The organism is Streptomyces sp. NPDC090077 (genome assembly GCF_044747545.1).
Classification (GTDB): domain Bacteria; phylum Actinomycetota; class Actinomycetes; order Streptomycetales; family Streptomycetaceae; genus Streptomyces.
Window position 1 is genome coordinate 1 of record NZ_JBIVEG010000054.1, and the last position, 22,346, is coordinate 22,346.

18 protein-coding genes are annotated in these 22,346 nt (G+C 73.6%); 6 read left to right on the forward strand and 12 right to left on the reverse strand.

What is annotated here, in order from left to right:
• Positions 1–755, reverse strand: a 755-nt coding sequence (locus tag ACIPW5_RS38945; RefSeq protein WP_401255980.1) for an adenosylhomocysteinase, incomplete at its 3' end; no start/stop codon positions are given.
• A 343-nt stretch (positions 756–1,098) separates the two neighbouring features.
• Here ACIPW5_RS38945 and ACIPW5_RS38950 point away from each other — a divergent pair.
• A complete protein-coding gene (locus tag ACIPW5_RS38950) occupies positions 1,099–3,168 on the forward strand; it encodes a fructose-specific PTS transporter subunit EIIC (RefSeq protein ID WP_401255983.1) in 2,070 nt (689 codons plus the stop codon).
• Positions 3,169–3,343: 175 nt separating this feature from the next.
• Positions 3,344–4,093 carry a signal peptidase I gene (gene lepB / locus ACIPW5_RS38955; protein WP_401255986.1) on the forward strand — a complete coding sequence of 250 codons (750 nt, stop codon included), beginning with the start codon at positions 3,344–3,346 and terminating at the stop codon, positions 4,091–4,093.
• A gap of 84 nt (positions 4,094–4,177) precedes the next feature.
• On the opposite strand, the gene ACIPW5_RS38960 is transcribed toward lepB, so the two are convergent.
• The 6 genes from ACIPW5_RS38960 to ACIPW5_RS38985 all read right to left on the reverse strand — a co-directional run bounded on the left by ACIPW5_RS38960 (position 4,178) and on the right by ACIPW5_RS38985 (position 9,873).
• Entirely contained in the window at positions 4,178–5,113 is a 936-nt protein-coding gene (locus ACIPW5_RS38960) for a cation diffusion facilitator family transporter (protein ID WP_401255988.1), read from the reverse strand.
• Between the two features lie 74 nt (positions 5,114–5,187).
• Positions 5,188–6,345, reverse strand: a complete 1,158-nt coding sequence (gene manA, locus ACIPW5_RS38965; RefSeq protein ID WP_401255991.1) for a mannose-6-phosphate isomerase, class I — start codon at positions 6,343–6,345, stop codon at positions 5,188–5,190.
• A gap of 48 nt (positions 6,346–6,393) precedes the next feature.
• Positions 6,394–7,527, reverse strand: coding sequence for an SIS domain-containing protein (locus ACIPW5_RS38970; protein ID WP_401255994.1), 1,134 nt, complete (start codon positions 7,525–7,527; stop codon positions 6,394–6,396).
• 58 nt (positions 7,528–7,585) lie between these two features.
• A complete protein-coding gene (locus tag ACIPW5_RS38975; protein WP_401255997.1) occupies positions 7,586–7,771 on the reverse strand; it encodes a Trm112 family protein in 186 nt (61 codons plus the stop codon).
• 278 nt (positions 7,772–8,049) lie between these two features.
• Positions 8,050–9,420: a phosphomannomutase/phosphoglucomutase gene (locus ACIPW5_RS38980; RefSeq protein ID WP_401256000.1), complete on the reverse strand. Its 1,371-nt coding sequence runs from the start codon at positions 9,418–9,420 to the stop codon at positions 8,050–8,052.
• 78 nt (positions 9,421–9,498) lie between these two features.
• Complete coding sequence (locus ACIPW5_RS38985) at positions 9,499–9,873, reverse strand: DUF3499 domain-containing protein (RefSeq protein ID WP_042800983.1); 375 nt, start codon at positions 9,871–9,873, stop codon at positions 9,499–9,501.
• Positions 9,874–10,094: 221 nt separating this feature from the next.
• Here ACIPW5_RS38985 and ACIPW5_RS38990 point away from each other — a divergent pair, with 221 nt between their 5' ends.
• Entirely contained in the window at positions 10,095–10,571 is a 477-nt protein-coding gene (locus ACIPW5_RS38990; RefSeq protein ID WP_401256003.1) for a metallopeptidase family protein, read from the forward strand.
• 33 nt (positions 10,572–10,604) lie between these two features.
• Here the strand turns inward: ACIPW5_RS38990 and ACIPW5_RS38995 are convergent, their stop codons facing one another.
• The 3 genes from ACIPW5_RS38995 to ACIPW5_RS39005 form a co-directional block, all read right to left on the reverse strand.
• A complete protein-coding gene (locus ACIPW5_RS38995) occupies positions 10,605–12,086 on the reverse strand; it encodes a DUF5719 family protein (protein WP_401256006.1) in 1,482 nt (493 codons plus the stop codon).
• Positions 12,083–15,679, reverse strand: coding sequence for a glycosyltransferase (locus ACIPW5_RS39000; RefSeq protein ID WP_401256009.1), 3,597 nt, complete (start codon positions 15,677–15,679; stop codon positions 12,083–12,085). Before ACIPW5_RS39000 ends, ACIPW5_RS38995 begins: the two co-directional genes overlap by 4 nt.
• A gap of 239 nt (positions 15,680–15,918) precedes the next feature.
• Positions 15,919–16,182: a WhiB family transcriptional regulator gene (locus ACIPW5_RS39005; protein ID WP_003983763.1), complete on the reverse strand. Its 264-nt coding sequence runs from the start codon at positions 16,180–16,182 to the stop codon at positions 15,919–15,921.
• Positions 16,183–16,826: 644 nt separating this feature from the next.
• On the opposite strand from ACIPW5_RS39005, the gene ACIPW5_RS39010 reads away from it, so the two are divergent.
• The 3 genes from ACIPW5_RS39010 to ACIPW5_RS39020 are packed head-to-tail and all read left to right on the forward strand — an operon-like array spanning position 16,827 to position 19,682.
• A complete protein-coding gene (locus tag ACIPW5_RS39010; protein ID WP_401256011.1) occupies positions 16,827–17,417 on the forward strand; it encodes a cysteine dioxygenase in 591 nt (196 codons plus the stop codon).
• Positions 17,418–17,430: 13 nt separating this feature from the next.
• Entirely contained in the window at positions 17,431–18,390 is a 960-nt protein-coding gene (gene cofD / locus ACIPW5_RS39015; protein WP_401256014.1) for a 2-phospho-L-lactate transferase, read from the forward strand.
• Complete coding sequence (locus ACIPW5_RS39020) at positions 18,387–19,682, forward strand: coenzyme F420-0:L-glutamate ligase (protein ID WP_401256016.1); 1,296 nt, start codon at positions 18,387–18,389, stop codon at positions 19,680–19,682. The genes cofD and ACIPW5_RS39020 overlap by 4 nt, the downstream gene beginning before the upstream one ends.
• Positions 19,683–19,691: 9 nt before the next feature.
• Here ACIPW5_RS39020 and ACIPW5_RS39025 read toward each other — a convergent pair whose 3' ends face one another.
• Both ACIPW5_RS39025 and ACIPW5_RS39030 read right to left on the reverse strand, forming a co-directional pair.
• Positions 19,692–20,708, reverse strand: a complete 1,017-nt coding sequence (locus ACIPW5_RS39025) for a DNA-3-methyladenine glycosylase family protein (RefSeq protein WP_401256018.1) — start codon at positions 20,706–20,708, stop codon at positions 19,692–19,694.
• 769 nt (positions 20,709–21,477) lie between these two features.
• The gene (locus ACIPW5_RS39030) at positions 21,478–21,699 is read right to left on the reverse strand and encodes a hypothetical protein (RefSeq protein WP_401256021.1); all 222 of its coding nucleotides are present in this window, start codon (positions 21,697–21,699) and stop codon (positions 21,478–21,480) included.
• Positions 21,700–22,346: the final 647 nt, after the last annotated feature.

Genomic DNA, 22,346 nt, shown 5'->3' on the forward strand with positions numbered 1-22,346 from the left:
GTGGCACGGTTGATGCCGTCGATCAGCGAGTGGCGGCAGCCGTACTTGTTGTCGAACTTCGACTTCGTCACCGCGTCGTTCACGTTGATCGCCGGGAACAGCAGGGTGCCCTCGGCCATCATCTCGTAGAGGCGGTGGACACCGGTGGTGGTCTCCTCGGTCACACCGCGGATCTCGGACGCCAGCTGCGTCCACTTCTGCGGGGACTCGGCGAGGGTGCGGTTGAGGAGCGTGAGGATGTACGCGTATTCCTCGGAGTCCGCGGTGGACGGGTCCGGGGCCGCGCCGGCCTTCTCGAACTCGACGCCCTTGTGGACCAGGAGGGTGGCGTCACCACCGTCGTCGAGGATCATGTTCGGGCCGCCAGTGGGGGTGTTCGGCCAGGTCAGCGCCTGCTCCGTGCACCACCAGTACTCCTCCAGCGTCTCGCCCTTCCAGGCGAACACCGGGACGCCCTGCGGGTTCTCCGGGGTGCCGTTGGGGCCGACCGCGATGGCGGCGGCCGCGTGGTCCTGGGTGGAGAAGATGTTGCAGGAGGCCCAGCGGACGTCTGCGCCGAGGGCGACGAGGGTCTCGATCAGGACGGCGGTCTGCACGGTCATGTGCAGGGAGCCCGTGATCCGGGCGCCGGCCAGCGGCTGCGACTCCGCGTACTCCTTGCGGATCGACATCAGACCCGGCATCTCGTGCTCGGCCAGGGTGATCTCCTTGCGGCCGAAGGCGGCAAGGGAAAGGTCGGCGACCTTGAAGTCCATGGGTGCTGCTCCTCATGGTTCGAGAGGTGGGTACGGCTGGGCCGTGCACGCGGCAGGCCGGTGCACTGCGCACAGTCCGCCGCGGGGCCCTCTCTCCCCTCGGCCGGTCACGAGGACCGCCCGACCGCCATCAGCAGCGACGCCTGACACTGGTGACGAATCTACACCGGTCGGCGCAGCGGACCCCAGTGGGGACGGGAAGAACTCACCCTTCGGTTTCAGGCCGTCCGGCGGGATGTTAGGGGCCTTTCGGACTTTTGATCCAACCCTTATCTGTTGGAGGATGCGGGTGGATCGGTTCGCACGCGCGATCTCGCGGACCACTGGCGTGAAGGAGATTGAAGTGACCAGTCCAGCCGGCCCTCCCGGTGGCGGCGCGAGCGGGCGCAAGCGCCTGAAGCTGCTCGCCGTCACGGCGTGCCCCACGGGGATCGCGCACACCTACATGGCCGCCGAGAAGCTGACGCAGGCCGCCGCCGAGCTCGGCGTGGACATGAAGGTGGAGACCCAGGGCTCGATCGGGGCCGAGAACGTACTCTCTGACAACGATGTCAGGGAGGCGGACGGGATCATCATCGCCGCCGACAAGGAGGTCGACCGCGAGCGCTTCGCCGGCAAGCGGGTGCTGTCCACCGGCGTCGCCGACGGCATCCACCAGCCGAAGGAACTGATCGAGCGGGTGCAGAGCGCGCCGGTCCAGACGGGGACGGCCCCGGCGGGCGGCAGCGGCGCGGGCGGCGGCAAGGAGCGGAGCCTCGCGTACAAGGCGCTGATGAACGGCGTCTCGTACATGATCCCGTTCGTGGTGGTCGGCGGTCTGCTGATCGCCATCGCGCTGGCGCTGGGCGGCCACGCCACGGCCGAGGGGTACGCGGTCACGCCGGGCACCTTCTGGGACCACGTGTTCCAGATCGGCGTCCTGGGCTTCACCCTGATGATCCCGATCCTGTCCGGCTACATCGCGTACGCCATCGGCGACCGGCCGGCGCTGGTGCCCGGCATGATCGGCGGCTTCATCGCGAACACGGGCGCGCTGTACGACTCGAAGTCGGGCGCCGGCTTCATCGGTGCGATCGTGACGGGCTTCCTGGCGGGCTACCTGGTCCTGTGGATCAAGAAGGTCAAGGTCCCCAAGGTCGTCCAGCCGATCATGCCGATCATCGTGATCCCGATCGTGGCCACGACGGCGCTCGGCCTCTTCTTCATCTACGTCATCGGCAAGCCGATCTCCTGGGTCTTCGAGAGCCTGACCTCCTGGCTGTCGGGCATGACCGGCACCAGCGCGGTCCTGCTCGGCGCGCTGCTCGGCCTGATGATCGCCTTCGACATGGGCGGCCCGGTCAACAAGACGGCGTTCCTCTTCGGCACGGGTCTCATCGCGTCCGGGAACTACGCGGTCATGGGCATGTGCGCGGCGGCCATCCCGGTGATGCCGCTCGGCCAGGGCCTGGCGACGGTGCTGCGCCGCAAGCTGTACTCGGAGCAGGAGCGCGACACCGGCATGGCGGCCCTGTTCATGGGCGTGTTCGGCATCTCGGAGGGCGCGATCCCGTTCGCGGCGGCGCGGCCGGCGATCGTCATCCCGGCGAACATGCTGGGCGGCGCGGTGGCGGGCGCGATCGCCGGTGTGGCGGGCGTGGGCGACCACGTGCCGCACGGCGGTCCGGTCGTGGCCGCGCTGGGTGCGGTCGGCGGGGTGGGCTGGTTCCTGATCGCGATCGCCATCGGCACGGTGGTGACCGCCCTGACGACGAACGCGCTGATCGAGATCAAGGCGCGCCGCGGCGCGCAGCCCGCACCGGCCGGGGCCGCCGCCGCGGCTGCGGCTGCGGCTGCGGAGCCGGTGCTCGTCGGCGCCGGCGTGGGCGCCGGGGCCGGGGCCGACGGGACGGCCGTGCGGACGCATGCGGAGCCGGTGCCCGCCGTCACCGCCACCGCCCCGGCGGACGCGCGGCCGGAGGTGCTGTCCGGGTACCTGACCGCGCGGACGGTCAGGACGGAGCTGGCCGCGGACACCAAGGAGGCCGCGATCCGCGAGATGGCCGGGATGCTGGCCTCCACCGGGAACGTCCGGGACGTGGACGAGCTCGTACGGGTGGCCCTCGCCCGGGAGGCGCAGGGCACGACGGGGCTCGGCGAGTCGATCGCGATCCCGCACGCCAAGACGGACGCGGTGACCCGCCCCACGGTCGGCTTCGCCCGGTCCGCCGAGGGCATCGAGTGGGGTGCGCTGGACGGTACGAAGGCCCGGCTGCTCTTCATGATCTCGGTGCCGGAGGCCGCCGCGGGCGACGAGCACCTGCGGATCCTGGCGCTGCTGTCGCGCAAGCTGATGGACGCCGGCTTCCGTGACCGGCTCCAGTCGGCGCCCGACGGACCGGCCGTCCTGGAGGTGCTGAGCGAGATCCGGTAACCCCGGACCGCACTCCGTCCCGTCGGGTCCCGCACCGCTCCGGTGCGGGACCCGACGGCGTGGAGGGGCAGTGTCCGAATCGGTATGTACTGACTTGGCACACCAGGGCCCCGGCGGCATTCGCGGCTTCCGTGTCGACCTACGATGCAAGGCAGGTACATCGGGAAGGTACGAAATGGAACACAGGCCAGGACGCGGACGCGGGATCGCGGCGATCGTCCTGCTGGTGCTCGGAGCACTCGTTCTGGGTGGGGTGACGGTGGCGAAAGCCGTGGACCCGCCGTCGCGCTACACGGAGGGCAAGGCGGTCGGCTGGCAGATGGCGCCGACCTACACCAACGGGGAGAGCATCTACCTGGAGCCGGTCGTCAAGGGCGGGCTGCGCCGGGGGGACGTCGTCCTCGCCTCCGTTCCGTGGTCCCTGCAGAAGACGCAGATGAACCGGGTCATCGCCGTGGGCGGGGACCGCATCCGGTACAAGCCCAGCAGCAAGATCACCGGCCAGTACCGGCTGGTCCTGAACGGTGAGCCGCTGGACGAGCCGTACCTGGAGCAGTGGAAGAACCCGTCGGCGGTGGGCTTCGACGTGAAGGTGCCCAAGGGCCACGTGTTCCTGATGGCCGACAACCGGATGAACTCTGACGGCTCCCAGTACGCCAACAACGGGCCGGTGCCCGTGGGCAAGGTCGCCTCCAAGGTCGTGATGTACCCGATGGCGAAGCTGGCCGTGTGGGGGCAGCTGGCCGGGGCGCTGCTGCTGGCCGTGGGCGCGGTGCTGGGCTTCGCGTCCCGGCGGGCCCGCGGCCGGGGTGCCGCCGCGGCGGCGGTGCCCGCGCCGGCGAAGGCCCCCGGGGTGTTCGAGCCGGCCGGGGCGGCCGGGGTGGGCGCGGGCGCGCAGGGCGAGCGCGTGGACGTGTCCTCGTAGGCGGACGCCGACGGCGCGCCCCGTACGGACGAAGGCCCCCGCAGCCGGTGAGCTGCGGGGGCCTTCGCGTGCGTCCGGGGCCGGTCAGCGGCCGTCGGCCTGGGCGGCCTCGGGTTGGTAGATGTCCGGCTCCAGGTAGATCACGCGGGCGATCGGGACGGAGGCGCGGATGCGGGCCTCGGCGGCGTTGATGGCGTTGGCCACCTCGGTCGCGGTGTCGTCGTGCTGGACGGCGATCTTGGCGGCGACGAGGAGTTCCTCGGGGCCCAGGTGCAGGGTGCGCATGTGGATGACGCGGGTGACGGTCTCCCCGTCGACGAGCGCCTCCTTGATCTTCTCGACCTCGGCGGTGCCGGCGGCCTCGCCGAGCAGCAGGGACTTGGTCTCCAGGGCCAGGACGACGGCGATGATGATCAGCAGGACGCCGATGCACAGGGTGCCGATGCCGTCCCAGACGCCGTTGCCGGTGAGCAGGGCCAGGCCGACGCCGCCGAGGGCGAGGACCAGGCCGACGAGCGCGCCGAGGTCCTCCAGGAGGACGACGGGCAGTTCGGGGGCCTTGGCCCGCTTGATGTACTGGGCCCAGCTGAGGTCGCCGCGGGTCTCGTTCGACTCCTTGATCGCGGTGCGGAAGGAGAAGGACTCCGCGACGATCGCGAAGACGAGCACGCCGACGGGCCAGTACCAGGCCTCGATCTCGTGCGGGTCGTGGATCTTCTCGTAGCCCTCGTAGATGGCGAACATGCCGCCGACGGTGAAGAGCACGATGGAGACGAGGAAGGCGTAGATGTAGCGCTCGCGCCCGTACCCGAACGGGTGCTGGGGGGTCGCCTCGCGCTGTGCCTTCTTCCCGCCGAGGAGCAGCAGGCCCTGGTTTCCGGAGTCGGCGACCGAGTGGACGCTTTCCGCGAGCATCGACGAGGAGCCGCTGAAGAGGAATGCCACGAACTTGGCTACAGCGATGGCGAGGTTGGCGGCGAGTGCCGCCACGATCGCCTTGGTACCGCCCGACGCGCTCATGGTTGCTGGGTGTCCTTCCTGACCACTGACTACGGCCGCACATTGTTGCAGCTGCGGGTGCGGCCGACGCCACGTCAGACGAGCACGGTGGCCCGGAAGACCGTACCGGCACCGGACAGTTCGGTCTTTTCGCCCGCGGGGACGAAGACCGACTCGCCGGGGGCGAGGGCCAGTTCGCCGACGCGGGGGGCGCCCGCGGTGCAGAGCAGGATCTGCGGGGTGGCGTCGGGGAGCGGGCGGGGGGCTCCGCCCGGCGCCAGGACGTGGCGGGAGAGCCGGAATTCGTCGATGGGGGTCTCGTAGACCTCTTCGCCGTCGCCCTCGGGGCGCAGGACGCCCGGGGCGCTCGGCTCGAAGACGACGACCTTGAGCAGCTCGGGGACGTCCACGTGCTTGGGCGTCAGCCCGCAGCGCAGCACGTTGTCCGAGTTGGCCATGAGCTCGACGCCGAGGCCGTCGAGGTAGGCGTGCGGGATGCCGGCGCCGAGGAACATGGCCTCGCCGGGCTGGAGCCGCACGTGGTTGAGGAGCATGGCCGCGATCACGCCCGGGTCGCCCGGGTAGTCGTGGACGAGTCCCGCGTAGGCCTCGTACGGGCCCCCGAGGCGCTCGGCGGCGGCCGCGGTCTCGGCGACCGTACGGGCCATCTCCTCGCGGTCGGCGGTGAGGACGGCGGTGAGGACCTCGCGCAGGGCCGCCTCCTCGGGGTGGGCGCGCAGCAGGTCCGCGTACGGCTTGAGGGAGTCCACGCCGAGGCCTTCGAGGAGCTGTGCGGCCTCCAGCGGCGGGCGGAAGCCGCACAGGCCGTCGAAGGGGGTGAGTGCGCAGATCAGCTCGGGCTTGTGGTTGGCGTCCTTGTAGTTGCGGTGGCCGGCGTCGATCGGGACGCCGCGCCGCTCCTCGTCCTCGAAGCCCGCGGCGGCCTGGGCGAGGTCGGGGTGGACCTGGACGGAGAGGGGGGCGCCGGCGGCGAGGATCTTGAGCAGGAAGGGCAGGCGGGGGCCGAACTTGGCGACGGCGGCGGCGCCGAGCTCGCCCTCCGGGTCGGCGTCGATGACCGCGGCCAGGGTGGTCTCGCCGGCTCCGCGGTCGAGGCGGGAGGGGGCTCCGGGGTGGGCGCCCATCCACATCTCTGCCTGGGGTTCACCGGTCGGCTCGACTCCGAGGAGGGCCGGGATCGCGGTGGTGGATCCCCACGCGTAGGGGCGGATCGTGTTGGTCAGGCGGTCCATCGTCGTCGTCTTCCTGGATCTGGAGGTGGTGCGGGCACGGGTGTGTGCCTAGCTGTGTCCCCGGGCCGCCAGCGCCAGGTAGGCGGTGGCGAAGTCGGTGACGGCGAGGAGTTCGGCGAGCTGTTCCAGCTCCCCGCCCTCCTCCGGTTCGAGCTCGCTGATGGCCGTGTCGTGGCTGAGGGCGAGCTCGCGCGCGGCCGGTGCGGCGGTGAGCCCGCCGGTCGGCCGGTCGCGCAGCAGGACGATGCGGGCGCGCAGGGCCTGGGGCTCTTCCACGCGGTCCCGGAAGAAGTCCTCGGGGTCGGCTCCGGCGGCGAAGGACCCGGCGAGGAGCACCCCGTGCGCGGGCAGCGCCTCGGGGAGGGTCGCGGCGAGCGCGGGCCGCCCGGCCAGCTCGGCGAGGGTCGCGGCGAAGCGGCGGCCCGCGGGGCCGGCGGCCTCGCCCTCGCTCCAGATCAGCGGGAGCGAGTCGGCCAGTTCGGCGGCGAGGGTCTTGGCCGGGTTGGAGTAGGTGGCGATGGCCGGGCCGCAGCGCTCGGCGGTGTGGTCGAGCCGGTCGGCGACGCGCTGGAGGGCGTCGGGGGCGGCGCTGATCAGGCCGACCTTGTCGAGGAGCACCAGCAGCGGGGTCAGCAGGGCCCACAGCGCGCCGGGACCGGCCGCGGCGGACTCGTCGTACTCCTGGTACGGGGCCTTGGCCATCGGTACGAGGACCCCGTGCGCGCCGTCCACCGCCTCGCCCAGCGGCGAGCGCTCGGGGGCGACGGCGACCACGGAGCAGCCGCGCCGGTACGCCTGCTCGGCGAGGACGGCGAGGCCGGGCTCGGTGCCGTCGGTGGTGGCGATGAGCAGCAGGTCCACGGGGCCCGCCCAGCCGGGCAGGGCCCAGCGCAGCGCCCCGGCGGCGTGCGCGACGCCGGTGGGGTGCAGGCGGGTGACGGGGGCGGAGGCTCCCGCGAGGGCTCCGAGCAGGTCGGCGACGCCGGTGGCGGCGGTGCCGGGCCCGGCGATCAGGACGGCGCGGGGGCGCCCGTCGGGGCGCAGGTCCGCGAGCCCGGCCTCGGTGGCGTGCCGGGCCGCGGTGCGGACCCTGGCCCCGGCCTCGGCGGCGCCGCGGAGCAGGCCGCGGCGGTCGGCACGGGCGAGATCGTCCGGTGCGTCGAGGAGTGACTCGTCGAGCATGGGGGCCTCCGGCGGTGTTGACGGATCCAGGCTGGTCGAGCGGTGGGGGCGGGGCCGGTCAGGCGGGGCGGCGGGCCTCGTCCACGAGGAGGACCGGGATGCCGTCGCGGACCGGGTAGGCGAGACCGCATTCCTGGCCGGTGCAGATCAGCTCGGGGGCGGTCTCGTCCGCCGACTCGTCCCGGAGGGGGGCGTGGCAGGCGGGGCAGGCGAGGATCTCCAGCAGGCCGGCTTCGAGCGGCATTGGGTGGTTCCCTTCGGGGATGCGGATCGCTTGTCGCGGATTGGGCGAGGTCAGCGTACCGCCGAGTCACTGGGCGTGCCGCGTGGCTCCGCAGGTGCACCGGGACGCCCGGGTGCGGTACCGGGACAGGAGCGGGTCCCTTGCCGGGGGCTCTGCCCCGGGACCCCCGTGCCTCAAACGCCGGCGGGGCTGATGTGAGCCCCGCCGCCGCCGAGGGGAGGCGGCGGGGGGCGGGGGCCCGGGCCGAAGCCCGGGCCCCCGCGGCCACCGGCGGAGCCTTACGCGCGGACGAGCGCCAGGACCTCGTCGCGGATCTTGGCCAGGGTGGCCTCGTCGCGGGCCTCCACGTTGAGGCGCAGGAGCGGCTCGGTGTTGGAGGGGCGCAGGTTGAACCACCAGTCGGCGGCGGAGACCGTGAGGCCGTCCAGCTCGTCGAAGGTGACCCCGTCCTGGCCGGCGTAGGCGGCCTTGACCTCGGCGGTGCGGGCGGCCTGGTCGGCGACGGTGGAGTTGATCTCGCCGGAGCCGACGTAGCGGTCGTACTCGGCGACGAGGGCGGAGAGGGTGCCCTCCTGGCCGCCGAGGGCGGCGAGGACGTGGAGCGCGGCGAGCATGCCGGTGTCCGCGTTCCAGAAGTCCTTGAAGTAGTAGTGCGCGGAGTGCTCGCCGCCGAAGATGGCGCCGGAGGACGCCATCTCGGCCTTGATGAAGGAGTGGCCCACGCGGGTGCGGACGGGGGTGCCGCCGTTCTCGCGGACGACCTCGGGGACCGACCACGAGGTGATCAGGTTGTGGATGATCGTGCCGGTGCCGCCGTTGCGGGCGAGCTCGCGGGCCGCGACCAGGGCGGTGATGGCGGACGGGGAGACGCCCTCGCCGCGCTCGTCGACGACGAAGCAGCGGTCGGCGTCGCCGTCGAAGGCGAGGCCCAGGTCGGCGCCCTCGGCGATCACGCGGGCCTGGAGGTCGACGATGTTCTTCGGGTCGAGGGGGTTGGCCTCGTGGTTCGGGAAGGTCCCGTCCAGCTCGAAGTACATGGGGACGAGGTCCAGCGGGAGGCCCTCGAAGACGGTGGGGACGGTGTGGCCGCCCATGCCGTTGCCCGCGTCGACGACGACCTTCAGCGGGCGGATGGCGGTCAGGTCCACCAGGCCCTTGAGGTGCTCGGCGTAGCCGGTGAGGGTGTCCTGCTCGGTGATGGTGCCCGGGACGGTGCCGGCGGGGATCTCCGGGGCGCCCTCGTCGGTCCACTTCTCGGCGAGCTCGCGGATGGTGGCGAGGCCGGTGTCCTGGCCCACGGGCGCGGCGCCGGCGCGGCACAGCTTGATGCCGTTGTACTGGGCCGGGTTGTGCGAGGCGGTGAACATGGCGCCGGGCAGGTCCAGCTTGCCGGAGGCGTAGTACAGCTGGTCGGTGGAGCACAGGCCGATCAGGGTGACGTCGACGCCGCGGGCGGCCGCGCCCCGGGCGAAGGCGGCGGAGAGGCCGGGCGAGGAGGGGCGCATGTCGTGACCGATCACGATCGCCGTGGCGCCGGTGACCTCGACGAACGCAGCACCGAACAGTTCTGCCAGGGGCTCGTCCCACTCGTCGGGTACGACGCCACGTACGTCGTACGCCTTGACGATGTTCGAAAGATCTGCGGCCACTGCCTGCCCTCCTGAAGGTTCTGTGCGGTGGAGCAAACCTACCTTGTACGGAGAGCGGCTTTTCAGACGATCCGTGTGTCAGGAATCGGGCGAACGGAGGACGCGCAGGTGTCCGCGGCGGGTCTCGCCGGCCACCGGGGCACCCGGTCCGGACCCGCCGGCCTCGGCGGCGCGCTCGGGCGGACGGGCCGCCTCGCGGACGGCGTTGGCCAGGGCTTCGAGGTCGTCGCCGCTGGGGCGGGACGGGCCGGAACCGTCCGAAAGGCGCACGACTTCCCAGCCGCGCGGGGCGGTCAGGCGCTCGGAGTGCTCGGCGCACAGGTCATAGCAGTGGGGTTCGGCGTAGGTGGCGAGCGGGCCGAGAACTGCGGTCGAGTCGGCGTAGACGTACGTCAGTGTGGCGACGGCAGGGCGGCCGCACGCGGTGCGCGAACAGCGACGTACAAGGCTCACGACGTTGGACGGTACCGCACTCTTGACCGGGCCGCGACGACTCGCCCCCCGCCCGGTCCCCCGTGTCGTACTCCGCCCGTGTCCCGCGGCGGGTGACGAAGGGGGGCAACGGGTCCGTAAGCGGCCCGATCTTGGCCGGATCCTTCGGGGGGTGACACCGTCGTGACACCAGGTCGTGACCGTATCGGGTCCTGACCGGGCGTGCGGGCTACCCTGCGGGGGTGACGGACAGTTCGCTTCCTCCCCGCCCGGCGGTTCCCGCCGCGGCCCCCTCCGAGCCCCGGCACCGGCGGCGCGACCGGCACGGCCGGGGGATGCGCGGGCCGCTGGCCCCGCCGCAGGTGCCGCTGTCCGCGAGCCGGGCGGAGCTGTTCGGGGACCTCGTACGGGATTCCGTGGAGCGGCTGGAGCGGCGCTGGTCGCAGCTGGCCGAGGTGGAGTTCGTGATCGCGGACGTGCCGGGGCCGCCGGGCGGGCCCGACGCGGGCTGGAACGACGAGGCGGTGCCGCTGGGCGGGCTGGTGGAGGCCCGGGACGGGAAGCCGGCGCGGATCGTGGTGTTCCGGCGGCCGGTGGAGATCCGGGCGAAGACGCGGGACGAGCGGGCGCTGCTGGTGCACGAGATCGTGGTGGAGCAGGTCGCGGAGCTGCTCGGGCTGTCGCCGGAGACGGTGGACCCCCGGTACGGGCAGGACTGACGCCCGGCCCGTACCCCCCTTCCCCGGTCTTCTTCAGCGGAGCAGGATCGAGGGGTCCTCGACGGCCTTCGGGACCGCGACCGTGGAGCGGTCGTCGGCGAAGGCCTGGACGGTGAACATCGGGATCCCGTCGTGCGGCAGGGTCAGGGTGCGGGCCGCGTGGACGGGGCCGCCGGACAGGGTCTCGACGGTCAGTGCGTAGGGGCCCTTGCCGCCCGAGGGGGCCGGCGGCGGGCTCACCGCGCGGGTGGTGCCGGCCTTGACGGTGATCTCCGTGGCGGCGCCCTGCCCGCCCCCGGTGCCCGGGGAGGCAGTGACGCGGACCTTCGCGTCGGTCCCGGAGGCCGTGAGGGTGAGGACGGTGGCCTGGTCGCCGTCCCGGTTGTCGGCGACGGTGGCCCGCTCGCCGACGGGGGTGCTCGCGGGGACGAAGCCCAGTTCCTGCTTGGCGCCGGTGCCGCGGACCACGTGCAGGGCGGCGACGACGGGTACGGCCTTCTCCGGGTCGGCGGGGGCCAGCAGCAGGGAGCCGGCCTCGCCCCGGGTCACGTCGCCGAGGTCCAGGGCCGCGGTCATGCCGCCCTTGAGGTGGAGGCGCTCCTTGCCGGCCGGGCTGAAGGGGCCGGTCGGGCCGGACAGCTTCACGGTGAGGTCGGCGTCGTCCTCGCCGGGGGCGAAGGCGACCAGCCGTACGGAGGTGGCGTCGGCGGGGATGCCGGGCAGGACCAGGGTGTCCGCCGGGCCCGCGGAGGCGGGGAGCCAGTCGGTGCCGGTGCCGTCCTCGGCGACGTGGGTGGAGGCGCCGACCCGGCCGGAGCGTGCCGTGACGTGCGCGGTGGCGTCCGCGAGCCGGCTGTCGGGGGCCAGCTGGGACAGCGACACCTTGGCGGTGGACCGGGGGGCGACCTCGAAGACGGGGTCGGCGGTGCCCGGCTTGTCCTTGAGCAGGCCGTCGGGGCCGTGGAGGGTGACGGCCACCTCGGCGACGGTGTCGTCCGGGTTGGTGAGGTGGACGTAGTCCTGGCGGCCCTTGGCGGTGCTGACGCCGGGGAACCAGAAGTCGGTGCCGGGCGCGGTGCAGGCGAGGCCGGAGAGGCCGCGGGCCTGGCCGACGGAGACCTTGGTGGTCTGCTGGGCGGTCCAGCCGGGGGCCAGGTCCCCCTCCGCGGCGCCCGTCAGCGCCGGTGCCTCCGCGCCGGAGGCGGTGGCGGTGACGGGCCTGCCGGGCTCCCTGGGCTCCAGGACCGCCTTGCCGTCCTTGTCGGCCAGCCGGGCCGTGCCCCCGCCGCCGCCCTTGCCGGGGGTGAGGGAGGTGTACGTGGTCTCGGCGATGTCGGAGGAGCTGGGCGCGGGGCACACGAGCACGGACCGCTCGACCGGCATCCGGGCGGCGGCCGCCCGGCCCGCGGCGCCGCCCGCCGGGGTGGCGGCGGGGGCGGTGAGGAAGGCCAGTCCGGTGGCGGCGGCCAGCGCCGCCGTCACGGCCGCCAGCGTCAGGGGGGCGCGCTGCTTCACTGCTGGTGGCTCCCGTCCGGACGCGGGTACTGCTGTCCGTAGGCGTCGTACTGCTGCTCGTGGGCGTGGGGAGGCCGGGGCTGCTGCCGCGGGACGTGCGGCTGCCCCCCGGGGTCGGGGTACTGCCCGTACGCGTCGTACGGGGGCTCCGGCTGCTGCGGCTGCTGCGTCCCGTACGGGTAGGGCTCCTGGTAGGAGTACGACTCCTCGCCGTAGACCTGCTGCGCGGGGATCTGCGCGTACGGGTCGATGACGGCCCCGGCGGGCACCGGCTCCGGGTCGGGTGCGGCGGCCGGGGCGGTCCGGCGGGCGCGGCGGCCCCGGCCGGGCTCGCCGGGGAGGTCGCCGGGCGCGGCGGGCACGGTCTCCTCGGGCAGGTCGTCGTCGAGGCGGGCGCGGCGTCCGGGCAGGGCCATCACGAGCAGCAGCAGGGCGAGGGAGCCCTGCGCCCAGTGCCAGGCGGCGCGGGCGGCGGAGTCCTGGTGGACGAGGTCGAGCCGGCCGGCGTCGGTGGGCAGGACGAAGCCCTGCGCCCAGCCGTCGACCGTCTTCGGGGGAAGGGGTTCGCCGTCGAGGGTGGCCCGCCAGCCCGCGTCGGCCCGGTCGGCGATGCGCAGGGTGCGGCCTTCGGGGCCCGCCGGGAGGTCGGCGTGGACCTCGACGGGGCCGGCTTCGACGGTGAGCGTGGCGGTCTGGCCCTGCCGGGCGGGGACGATCGCCACGCGGGAGGTCAGCCGTTCCACCTCCCACAGGGCGGTGCCGTCGTTCTGGTGGCGCTGTTTGAGGCCGGGGGTGCCGTCGAGGATGCGGCGCATGGGGGCGGAGCCGCCGGGCGGGATCATCACGTAGCGCACGGCGAAGGCGCTGAGCTGCTCGGACTGGTTGGCCCCGGAGCCGGAGACCAGGCTGGAGACGGCTTTGGCGAGGCGGGGTTCGGGGCCGGCCGCGGCGAGGAGCTCGGCGTCGCCGAGGCGGGCTCCGGAGCCGCGGACCAGGGCGTAGGAGACGGTGGCGGGCGAGTCCCCGCCGAGGACCAGGGTCCGGGTGCGGTTGGTGTCGCCCGAGTGCTCGGCGACGACGGCCGGGACCTGGACGGGGTCGCGCCGCTGGAGCGGTCCGTCGGCGCCGGCCACGGCCCAGGCCGCGCCGAGGAACAGCGGGCCGGCCGCGGCGGCGAGGGCGGTCAGGGCGGCCAGCGGCTGGCGCCAGCCGAAGCTGCGGGCGGCCACCCGGTACTTGGCTCCGTCCGCGCCGAGCGCGGCGGCCGCGAGGAGCCCGAGCCCGTACAGGAGGGTGCCCGGGCCGGCCCAGCCGGTGCGGTTCAGGAGGACCGCGAGGAGGAGCCCGGCGAGGGCGGCGGTCCAGGCGGTGCCGACGGCGAACCGCCGGTCGGCGCGGAGCAGTGCGGCGAGGGCGGCGAGCAGGACGCCCGCGAGGAGGAGCCGGCCGGTGGTGCCGGGGCCGCCGGGGTCCGCGGTGAGCAGGCCGAGGGGGGTGGCGGAGCCGGTGCCGTAGGGCAGTCCGGCCTCGTGCAGGAAGCGGCCGGGGTGGGTGAACAGGCCGAGGGACCAGGGCGCGAGGACGGCCACGGGTACGGCGAGGACCACGAGCAGGCGGAGGGCGTACGTCTTGCGGTGCGGGCGGCGCGCGAGGACCGCGGCGGTGCCGAGGACGGCGGCGAGGGGCCACACGACGGGGGTGAAGGCGGTGGCCGGGGTGAGCAGGAGGGCGTACGTCCACACCGCGCGCCGGCCGCGGCCCTGCCCGGCGCCCTGCCCGGAGCCCGGTTCCGTGCCCTGTTCGGCGCCGGTGAGGCCGTGGGCGGTGGCGGCGGAGCGGGCGATGAGCGGGAGGAGCACGGCGAGGACGGCGGTGCCGAGGCGGCCTCCGGCGAGGGCGCCGGTGACGGCGGGGAGGAAGGCGTAGCCGACGGCGGCCCAGGCGCGCAGCAGCCGGGAGGTGACCAGGGGCCGGGAGGCGAAGTAGGCGGTGAGGCCGGCGAGCGGGACCGAGCAGACGAGCAGCAGGGTCAGGGCGGCCTGGGTGGAGCCGAGGAAGAGGGCGGACAGGCCGGCCAGGACGGCCAGGTAGGGGGGTGCCCCGGCGGTGGTGCCGGTGCCGACGGGCTGCCAGTCGCCGGTGTGCGCGTGCCAGAGGCCCGCGGCGGAGGGTGCGGGGAGCAGGGCGCCGCCCATGAGGCTGCCGCCGCCGATGAGGGCGCGGCAGGCGACGAGGGAGACGAGGAGGAGGCCCGCGAAGAGGACGGGCGAGGGGTTGCGGGCGATCCGCCGGAGCCGGCCGGGGCGGCCGGTGTCGAGGTGGCCGGCGTCGTCGCCGGGTCCGGATCCGAGGGGTCCGCCGTGCCGGCCGGCGGGGGCGGGGTCGCTGTCGCGTCCGGAGCCGAGGTGGGCGGCGAGCTGTTCGGCGCCGGCGCGCAGGGTGGCGCCGGGCGGGGGGAAGAGGGGGCGCAGTTCGGCTGCGGGGACGGCGGGACGGCGGCGGGCCCGGCGGGCGGTGAGGAGGCGGGCGGGGCGCAGCAGGGTGGCGAGCAGCCCGGTGAGTTCGTCGACGGCCTGGCCGGGGGCTTTGCCGACGAGGTAGCCGAGGGTGCGCAGGAGGGTGCCGAGGAGCAGCCGCAGCATTACGTAGGGCAGGGCGCGGCCGGGGGTGTTGGCCAGCAGGGTGTGGACGGCGCCGGCCTTGTCGACGCGGTGGGGGCTGACGGAGGAGCGGCCTGCGCAGTCGACGGTGCGGCGTTCGCGGGAGGCGGCTTCGGCGTGCCGCAGGACGGCGTCGGGGGCGACGAGGACGGTGTGGCCGGCGCTGTGGGCGCGCCAGCAGAGGTCGACGTCGTCGCGCATCAGGGGCAGGCGGCGGTCGAAGCCGCCGAGGGCGTCGTACACGTCGCGGCGCACGAGCATGCCGGCGGTGGAGACGGAGAGGACGGGGCGGACCTGGTCGTGCTGGCCCTGGTCCTGTTCGCGGCGGTCGAGGCCGGTCCAGCGGCGGCCGCTGCGGGCGAGGGTGACGCCGGCTTCGAGGAGCTGCTTGCGGTCGTACCAGCCGCGGAGCTTGGGGCCGATGACGGCGGCGTCGGGGTTGCCGTCGGCGACGCGCAGGAGTTCGGTGAGGGCGTCGGGTTCGGGTGCGCTGTCGTCGTGGAGCAGCCAGAGCCACTGGACGGGTTCGCCGTGCGGGAAGTCGGGGAGGTCGTAGGTGTCGTCGCGCCAGGTGCGGCTGACGGGGTCCCAGCCGCTGGGGCGCTTGAGGTAGGGGAGTTCCTCGGGGGTGGGGGTGCCGGCGCTGCGGGCGGCCTCGTCGACGGCGGCGCCGAATCCGGTGCGGCGGGCGAGGTGCAGGACGCGGTCGTCGCCGAGGGCTTCGGCGAGGAGGCGGGCGCTGTCGTCGGCGCTTCCGGTGTCGGCGGCGACGTGGTTCTGCGCGGGGCGTTCCTGGGCGAGGAGTCCTGCGAGGGTCTCGGGCAGCCAGCGGGCTCCGTCGTGGGCGACGAGGACCGCGGTGACGACGTGCCGGGGGAACTCGGGGGTGCCGGCCGCCTGCTGGGAGGCCGGCGAGCTGCTGTGCGGGGACATCGCGGTACGGGCCCTCCGGCCTGGGGATCCGGGGGTGTTGTGCCCTCGGAGGCTGCTGGACAGCGCCCCACACTAACGGCTGGGAAGGGGACGGAACGCCGCCTCGGGAGAAGGTCCGGAACGCGACGGTCCGCCTCCTGCGGGGAAGGTGCGGGAGGCGGACCGTTTGCTCAGTCTGTCGTTTTTTCCGTTGTTCTCGCTGCCGCTCCGCGACCGTTTCGGACCGTCGGTCGCCGCTCTCAGACCGCGGCCTTTTTCAGCCGCCGCCGCTCGCGCTCGGACAGACCGCCCCAGATGCCGAATCGCTCGTCGTTGGCGAGGGCGTACTCGAGGCATTCGGAGCGGACCTCGCAGGCGAGGCAGACCTTCTTGGCTTCGCGGGTGGAGCCGCCCTTCTCGGGAAAGAAGGATTCGGGGTCGGTCTGCGCGCACAGTGCGCGCTCCTGCCAACCGAGCTCCTCGTCCGCCTCTTCGACCAGCAGTTCCTGAAACAGCTCGGTCATGTGCGCCCCTCGCTCTGTCTGTGCGTCCCCGTGATGTTGCCGTTACTGATCGCCGAGCAACGACACGAGTGAAATTACAAGTGTGTGGCTCCTGTGCAGTCAAGCCGAGATCTGCTATTGGGGCCCTTATTCACTCTGCGGAACCAAGCGTATACAGAAAGTGTTCATATCGCCAAAAATCGTGACACAAGCCACAGGCTGTCCGCGGCTGCCGCCCTCGTTCGAGGTCGACGCGTCACTCCGAGGAGGGGTTGCGATTCGGCCGAAGATGCAGCCCAGATCACATTCCGATCACGAGTGACGCCGACGGGTTTGATCTCGGTTCCCACCGACTTGGAGCGGCACATCCCCTGACGGTGAGTGCACAAACCTTTCTCCGCGCACAGTAACCGGATGAGGTGAAACTTTCCTCTCAAACCGGACATTGGGTTGACAGTCCGGCCCTCCGCCCGGTCTCCTTGTCCTCATGTCAGCGCCCGCAGCCGCCACCCGGACCCCCATTCGTGGGTTCCTGTGCGCTGCCCAGGTTCGCTGTTGCTGTTGCAGCTGTTGATGCCCCCGGAGCCCCTGGCTCCGCCGAGCTCCGGCCACTCCCCCACAGCAACCGCCCCGCACGACTGACACCCGTCGAGGACACCCCCACGATGAACAGCGCCTCCGCCGCTCCCGCCGCTCGCACCACCCCCGCCGTCGCCGACGCGACCGTCCCGGCCGTCCCCGCGCCGGCCGCCGCGCCCGCCGCCGCCGTCGAGAGCGACCTCCAGATCGCCGGCGACATCCTCGCCGTCCAGCACCTCCTCCAGCCCGCCCGCGAACACCCGGCCACCGTCGCCGAGTTCGCCGGCCTCGCCCGCTCCATCGCCGAGGACCGCGCCGGCTGGGAACACCTCGTCCGGTACGACGCCACCACCCGCTGGTACCACCGCCTGCGCACCGGCCCCGGCTACGAGGTCTGGCTGCTCAGCTGGGTCCCCGGCCAGGGCAGCGGCCTGCACGACCACGGCAGCTCCTCCGGCATCCTCACCGTCCTCGACGGCGAGCTCACCGAGCACACCGCCCGCGGCCGGCTCAGCCACCGCGCCGGCTCCCAGCGCGTCTTCGCCCCCGGCTACGCCCACGAGGTCGTCAACGACACCCTCGACGGAGCCGTCAGCCTGCACGTCTACTTCCCCGGCCTGACCGAGATGCCGATGCACAGCTGCTCCCCGGCCCGCGAGGAACACGTACCCGCCTGACAAACTGCGGGGTATGCGCATTGTTGTTCTGGCCGGCGGCATCGGCGGCGCCCGCTTCCTCCGCGGACTCAAGTCGGCGGTCCCCGCCGCGGACATCACCGTCATCGGCAACACCGGTGACGACATTCACCTGTTCGGGCTGAAGGTGTGCCCCGATCTGGACACGGTGATGTACACCCTCGGCGGTGGCATCAACGAGGACCAGGGCTGGGGCCGCACCGACGAGTCCTTCACCCTCAAGGAAGAACTCGCGGCGTACGGGGTCGGACCCTCCTGGTTCGGCCTCGGCGACCGCGACTTCGCCACCCACATCGTCCGCACCCAGATGATCGGCGCCGGCTACCCGCTCAGCGCCGTCACCGAAGCCCTCTGCGACCGCTGGCAGCCCGGCGTCCGGCTGCTCCCCATGTCCGACGACCGCGTCGAGACCCACGTCGCCGTCACCGACCCGGAGACCGGCGAACGCCGCGTCATCCACTTCCAGGAGTACTGGGTCAAGCTCCGCGCCTCCCTCGACGCCGAAGCCGTCGTCCCCGTCGGCGCCGAACAGGCCAAGCCCGCCCCCGGCGTGCTCGACGCCATCGCCGGCGCCGACGTCATCCTCTTCCCGCCCTCCAACCCCGTCGTCTCCATCGGCACCATCCTGGCCGTCCCCGGCATCCGCGAGGCGCTCGCCGCCTCCCCGGCACCCGTCGTCGGCCTCTCCCCCATCGTCGGCGGAGCACCCGTACGGGGCATGGCCGACAAGGTCCTCGCCGCCGTCGGCGTCGAATCCACCGCCGCCGCCGTCGCCCGCCACTACGGCTCCGGGCTCCTCGACGGCTGGCTCGTCGACACCTCCGACGCCGACGCCGTCACCGACGTCGAAGCCGCCGGCATCCCCTGCCGCGCCGTTCCGCTGATGATGACCGACACCGCCGCCACCGCCGCCATGGCCCGCGCCGCCCTGGAACTCGCGGAGGCCGCCCGGTGACCGTCCCCTCCTACGAGGTGCGGGCCGTCCCCGGCATCCCCGAGGTCCGGCCCGGCGACGACCTGGCCCGCCTCATCGCGGGAGCGGAACCCGGCCTGCGCGACGGGGACGTCCTGCTCGTCACCTCGAAGATCGTCTCCAAGGCCGAGGGGCGCATCGTCCGCGCCGACTCCCGCGAGGACGCCATCGACGCCGAGACCGTACGCGTCGTCGCACGCCGCGGCACGCTGCGCATCGTCGAGAACCGGCACGGACTGGTCATGGCGGCAGCCGGCGTCGACGCCTCCAACACCGAACCCGGCACCGTCCTGCTGCTGCCCGAGGACCCCGACGCCTCGGCCGCCGCGCTCCGCACCGGGCTGCGCGCCGCGCTCGGCGTCGACGTCGGCGTCGTCGTCACCGACACCTTCGGCCGGCCCTGGCGCTCCGGACTGACCGACGTCGCCATCGGCTCCGCCGGCGTACGCGTACTGGACGACCTGCGCGGCGGCACCGACGCCCACGGCAACCCGCTCAGCGCGACGATAGTGGCCACCGCCGACGAGCTCGCCGCCGCCGGCGACCTGGTCAAGGGCAAGGCCGCCGGACTGCCCGTGGCCGTCGTACGCGGGCTCGGACACCTGCTCGGCGAAGGCTCCAGCGCGGCCGACCTCGTCCGCGCGCCCGCCGACGACATGTTCCGCCTCGGCACCTCCGAAGCCGTACGCGAGGCCGTCACCCAGCGCCGCACCGTACGCGCCTTCACCGACGACCCCGTCGACCCGGGCGCCGTACGCCGCGCCGTGGCCGCCGCGGTCACCGCCCCCGCACCGCACCACACCACGCCCTGGCGGTTCGTCCTGCTGGAGTCGGCAGCCGCGCGCCTCGAACTGCTCGACGCGATGCGGGACGCCTGGATCGCCGACCTGCGCCGCGACGGCAAGTCCGAGGAGTCCATCGCCAAGCGGGTCCGGCGCGGCGACGTCCTGCGGGGCGCCCCCTACCTGGTCGTGCCGTGCATGGTCACGGACGGCGCGCACGACTACGGGCACGCCCGGCGGGACACCGCCGAACGGGAGATGTTCGTCGTCGCCATGGGCGCGGGCGTGCAGAACTTCCTCGTCGCCCTCGCCGGGGAGCGGCTCGGCTCGGCATGGGTGTCCTCGACGATGTTCTGCCGGGACGTCGTGCGCAAGGTGCTCGCGCTGCCGGAGGACTGGGACCCGATGGGCGCCATCGCCGTCGGCCGCCCGGCGGCACCCGCCGCCGAACGGCCGGCACGGACGCCGGACGCCTTCATCGAGGTGCGCTAGGCGGCCCGGCTAGAGCCTGCCGATGTCGCCGCGCGGCATCCGGGGCGTGCGGCGGGGCGGGGTGCGGCCCGCCAGCAGCACCAGCCGGGCCGCGCGGTGGCGCTGCCCCTCGTACGGGGCCAGCAGCTCCAGCATCCGGGCGTCGTCGGCATCCGGCTCACCCGCGAGGGCGTAGCCGATGATGCCCGGGAGGTGCAGGTCACCGGTGGTCACCGCGTCGGGTGCGCCGTTGCTGCGCTGGAGGGTCTCGGAAGAGGTCCACGGGCCGATCCCCGGCACCGCCTCCAGCCGGGCCGCGGCCGGCCCGGGCTCCATCGCGGCCGCCTCCTCCAGCCGGGACGCCACCCGGGCGGCCCGCACGATCGTCGCCGAACGCTTCGAGTCCACCCCGGCCCGGTGCCAGTCCCAGGAGGGGATCAGCGCCCAGTCCCGGGCGGCGGGCATCACGTACAGCTCCCCGGCCATCGGCCCGGGCGCGGGCTCCCCGTACTGGCGCACCAGCAGCCGCCAGGCCCGGTAGGCCTCGTCGGCGGTGACCTTCTGCTCCAGGACGGTCGGGACCAGCGACTCCAGCACCAGCCCGGTACGGGTCAGCCGCAGCCCCGGGCGGCGGCGGTGGCTGGCGTGCACCAGCCGGTGCCGGGGCACGAAGGCCGCCGGATCGTCGGCGGCCCCGAGCAGCTCGGGCAGGGCGCCGAGCACCCACTCCCGCCCGGGCCCCCACGCCTCGGCGTCCACCCCGTCGGGCGTCGCGGCGACGCGCAGCGTGGCGGGGCCGTCGGGGGTGCGGGTGGCCCGCCAGACGGAACCGTCGGGGGTGGTCCGGAACGTCGGGTCCCCGGGCCCCCGGCGCAGCGGGCCGAGCACCAGCCCGAGGTCCACGGGGCCGCCGGGGTCCCAGCTCCGCCCCTTCCCGCCCTGCCCCACGAGGACCCCGCCCCGCCCGGCGGGCACGGCGGTGTGACCACCGCGGACGGTGGTCCGGGTGGTGGGGGTGGAGGGGGAGGGGGTGAACCGGCCGGCCATGCGTCGAGCGTAGCGGGGTGGGGTGGGGGCGGGCGCCCGCTATCTCCCCCTCGACCCCGTCCCGCCGGGCGGCGGCTGCCCACCCGCCTCCCGGGGTGCGGGTGGGTGGGCTGGGGGCGGTAGCCCCCTGGACCGGATCAGAGCAGGTTGGGGGCTTCCCGTCAGTCCCATCGTCCTTCCGTGTCGTGCCGGCCTGTCAAGGGCGCTCCTTCGTCGCGTCGCTACGCGATCGCCTACGGCGACCCTTGACAGACCGACCCGCCCCGGAAAGCCGAAAGACTGCCGGGAAACCCCCAAAGAAACGGCACGGTCCATGACCAAGGGACAGGCCTCTCAGCGATCAGGCGAGGAGGTAGGGGGCGGCCCGCCGGGCATCCGGGCCTCATATCCCCGTTCCGGGGCCAGGGGCGCGGCTACCTGCACGAAAAGTCGACCAGAGCGGCCTGCGGACCACCCAAGCGCGACAGATCGCTACGCGCTCCTCATTTCTCAGCGTCCGACGACCGTCTGTGGCCGATACCCGCACCAAAAGTCGACCAGAGCAGCGCGGGAAGCACGTGGGCGCGACAGATCGCTACGCGCTTCTCTGATCTCGGCGACCGACGGCCGTCCGGGGCTGATACCCGGGTCCTAAACCGGCGGGCGGCCGGGGGCGGGGTGCTTCCCCATGGTGGTATTCCTCCAGGTCAGCCTGTAGACGCCCAGGGCCGGGAAGAGGTCGACACGGGTGGGGCTGTAGCGCACGACGACGGAGTGGGCATACCTCTCCTCAGGAGTTGGGGGAGGCGGTGGCCGCCTCGATGTTGGCGACGGCGGTGGTGAACTCACGGCCCGAGGCACCACGGATGTAGGCCAACTCAGCCCAGTGCTCAATACCGGTGTCGGAGACGTTCTCGTTGACCACCGCCATCAGCACGCCCTCGGTACCGGAAGCAATGTCGCGCACACGACGGCGAAGGAGCCGGTGGGGCACGTACTCGTACTGGGCCATATCGCACCTCTTCGTCGTTGACTGACGTTCGGTGCGTCATCTTTCACCGCTGGTCAGCGGTGTGGGCGGATCATGCGCGACCTGGACTAAAGATCATCTGAGGGCGGCGGCGCACCCTCTCAAGAAGGCTCGTGCGTCCTCCCCGAAGACGGCCCGCTCCTCCAAGTGCGAGAACTCCTGAAGGTGTCCCATCACGTCGCGGGGGTCTCTGAAGACCTGAGCGGCTCTGGTCGTCCCCTGGTGCGGGTACCAGCCCAGGGCGGTCGTCAGACGCTGATGGATGAGGAGCGCGTAGCGATCTGTCGCGCCCACGTGATTCCCGCGCTGCTCTGATCGACTTTTGGTGCAGGTATCAGCCCTAGACGGTGGCCGGACGCTTGGCCTGGAGGAGCGCGTAGCGATCTGTCGCGCTTGGGTGCTCCGTAGCGTGCTCTGAGCGACTTTTGGTGCAGGTAGCCGCGCCCCTGGCCCCGGACCGGGGCTGGACGGACCCGGATGGCGGGCCGGCCGGGGCCCGGCCCCTCGCCTCATCGCTGACGGACCCGTCCCTGCTCCTCTGGACCGTGCCGTTTCTTTGGGGGTTTCCCGGCAGTCTTTCGGCTTTCCGGGGCGGGTCGGCCTGTCAAGGGTCGCCGAAGGCGATCGCG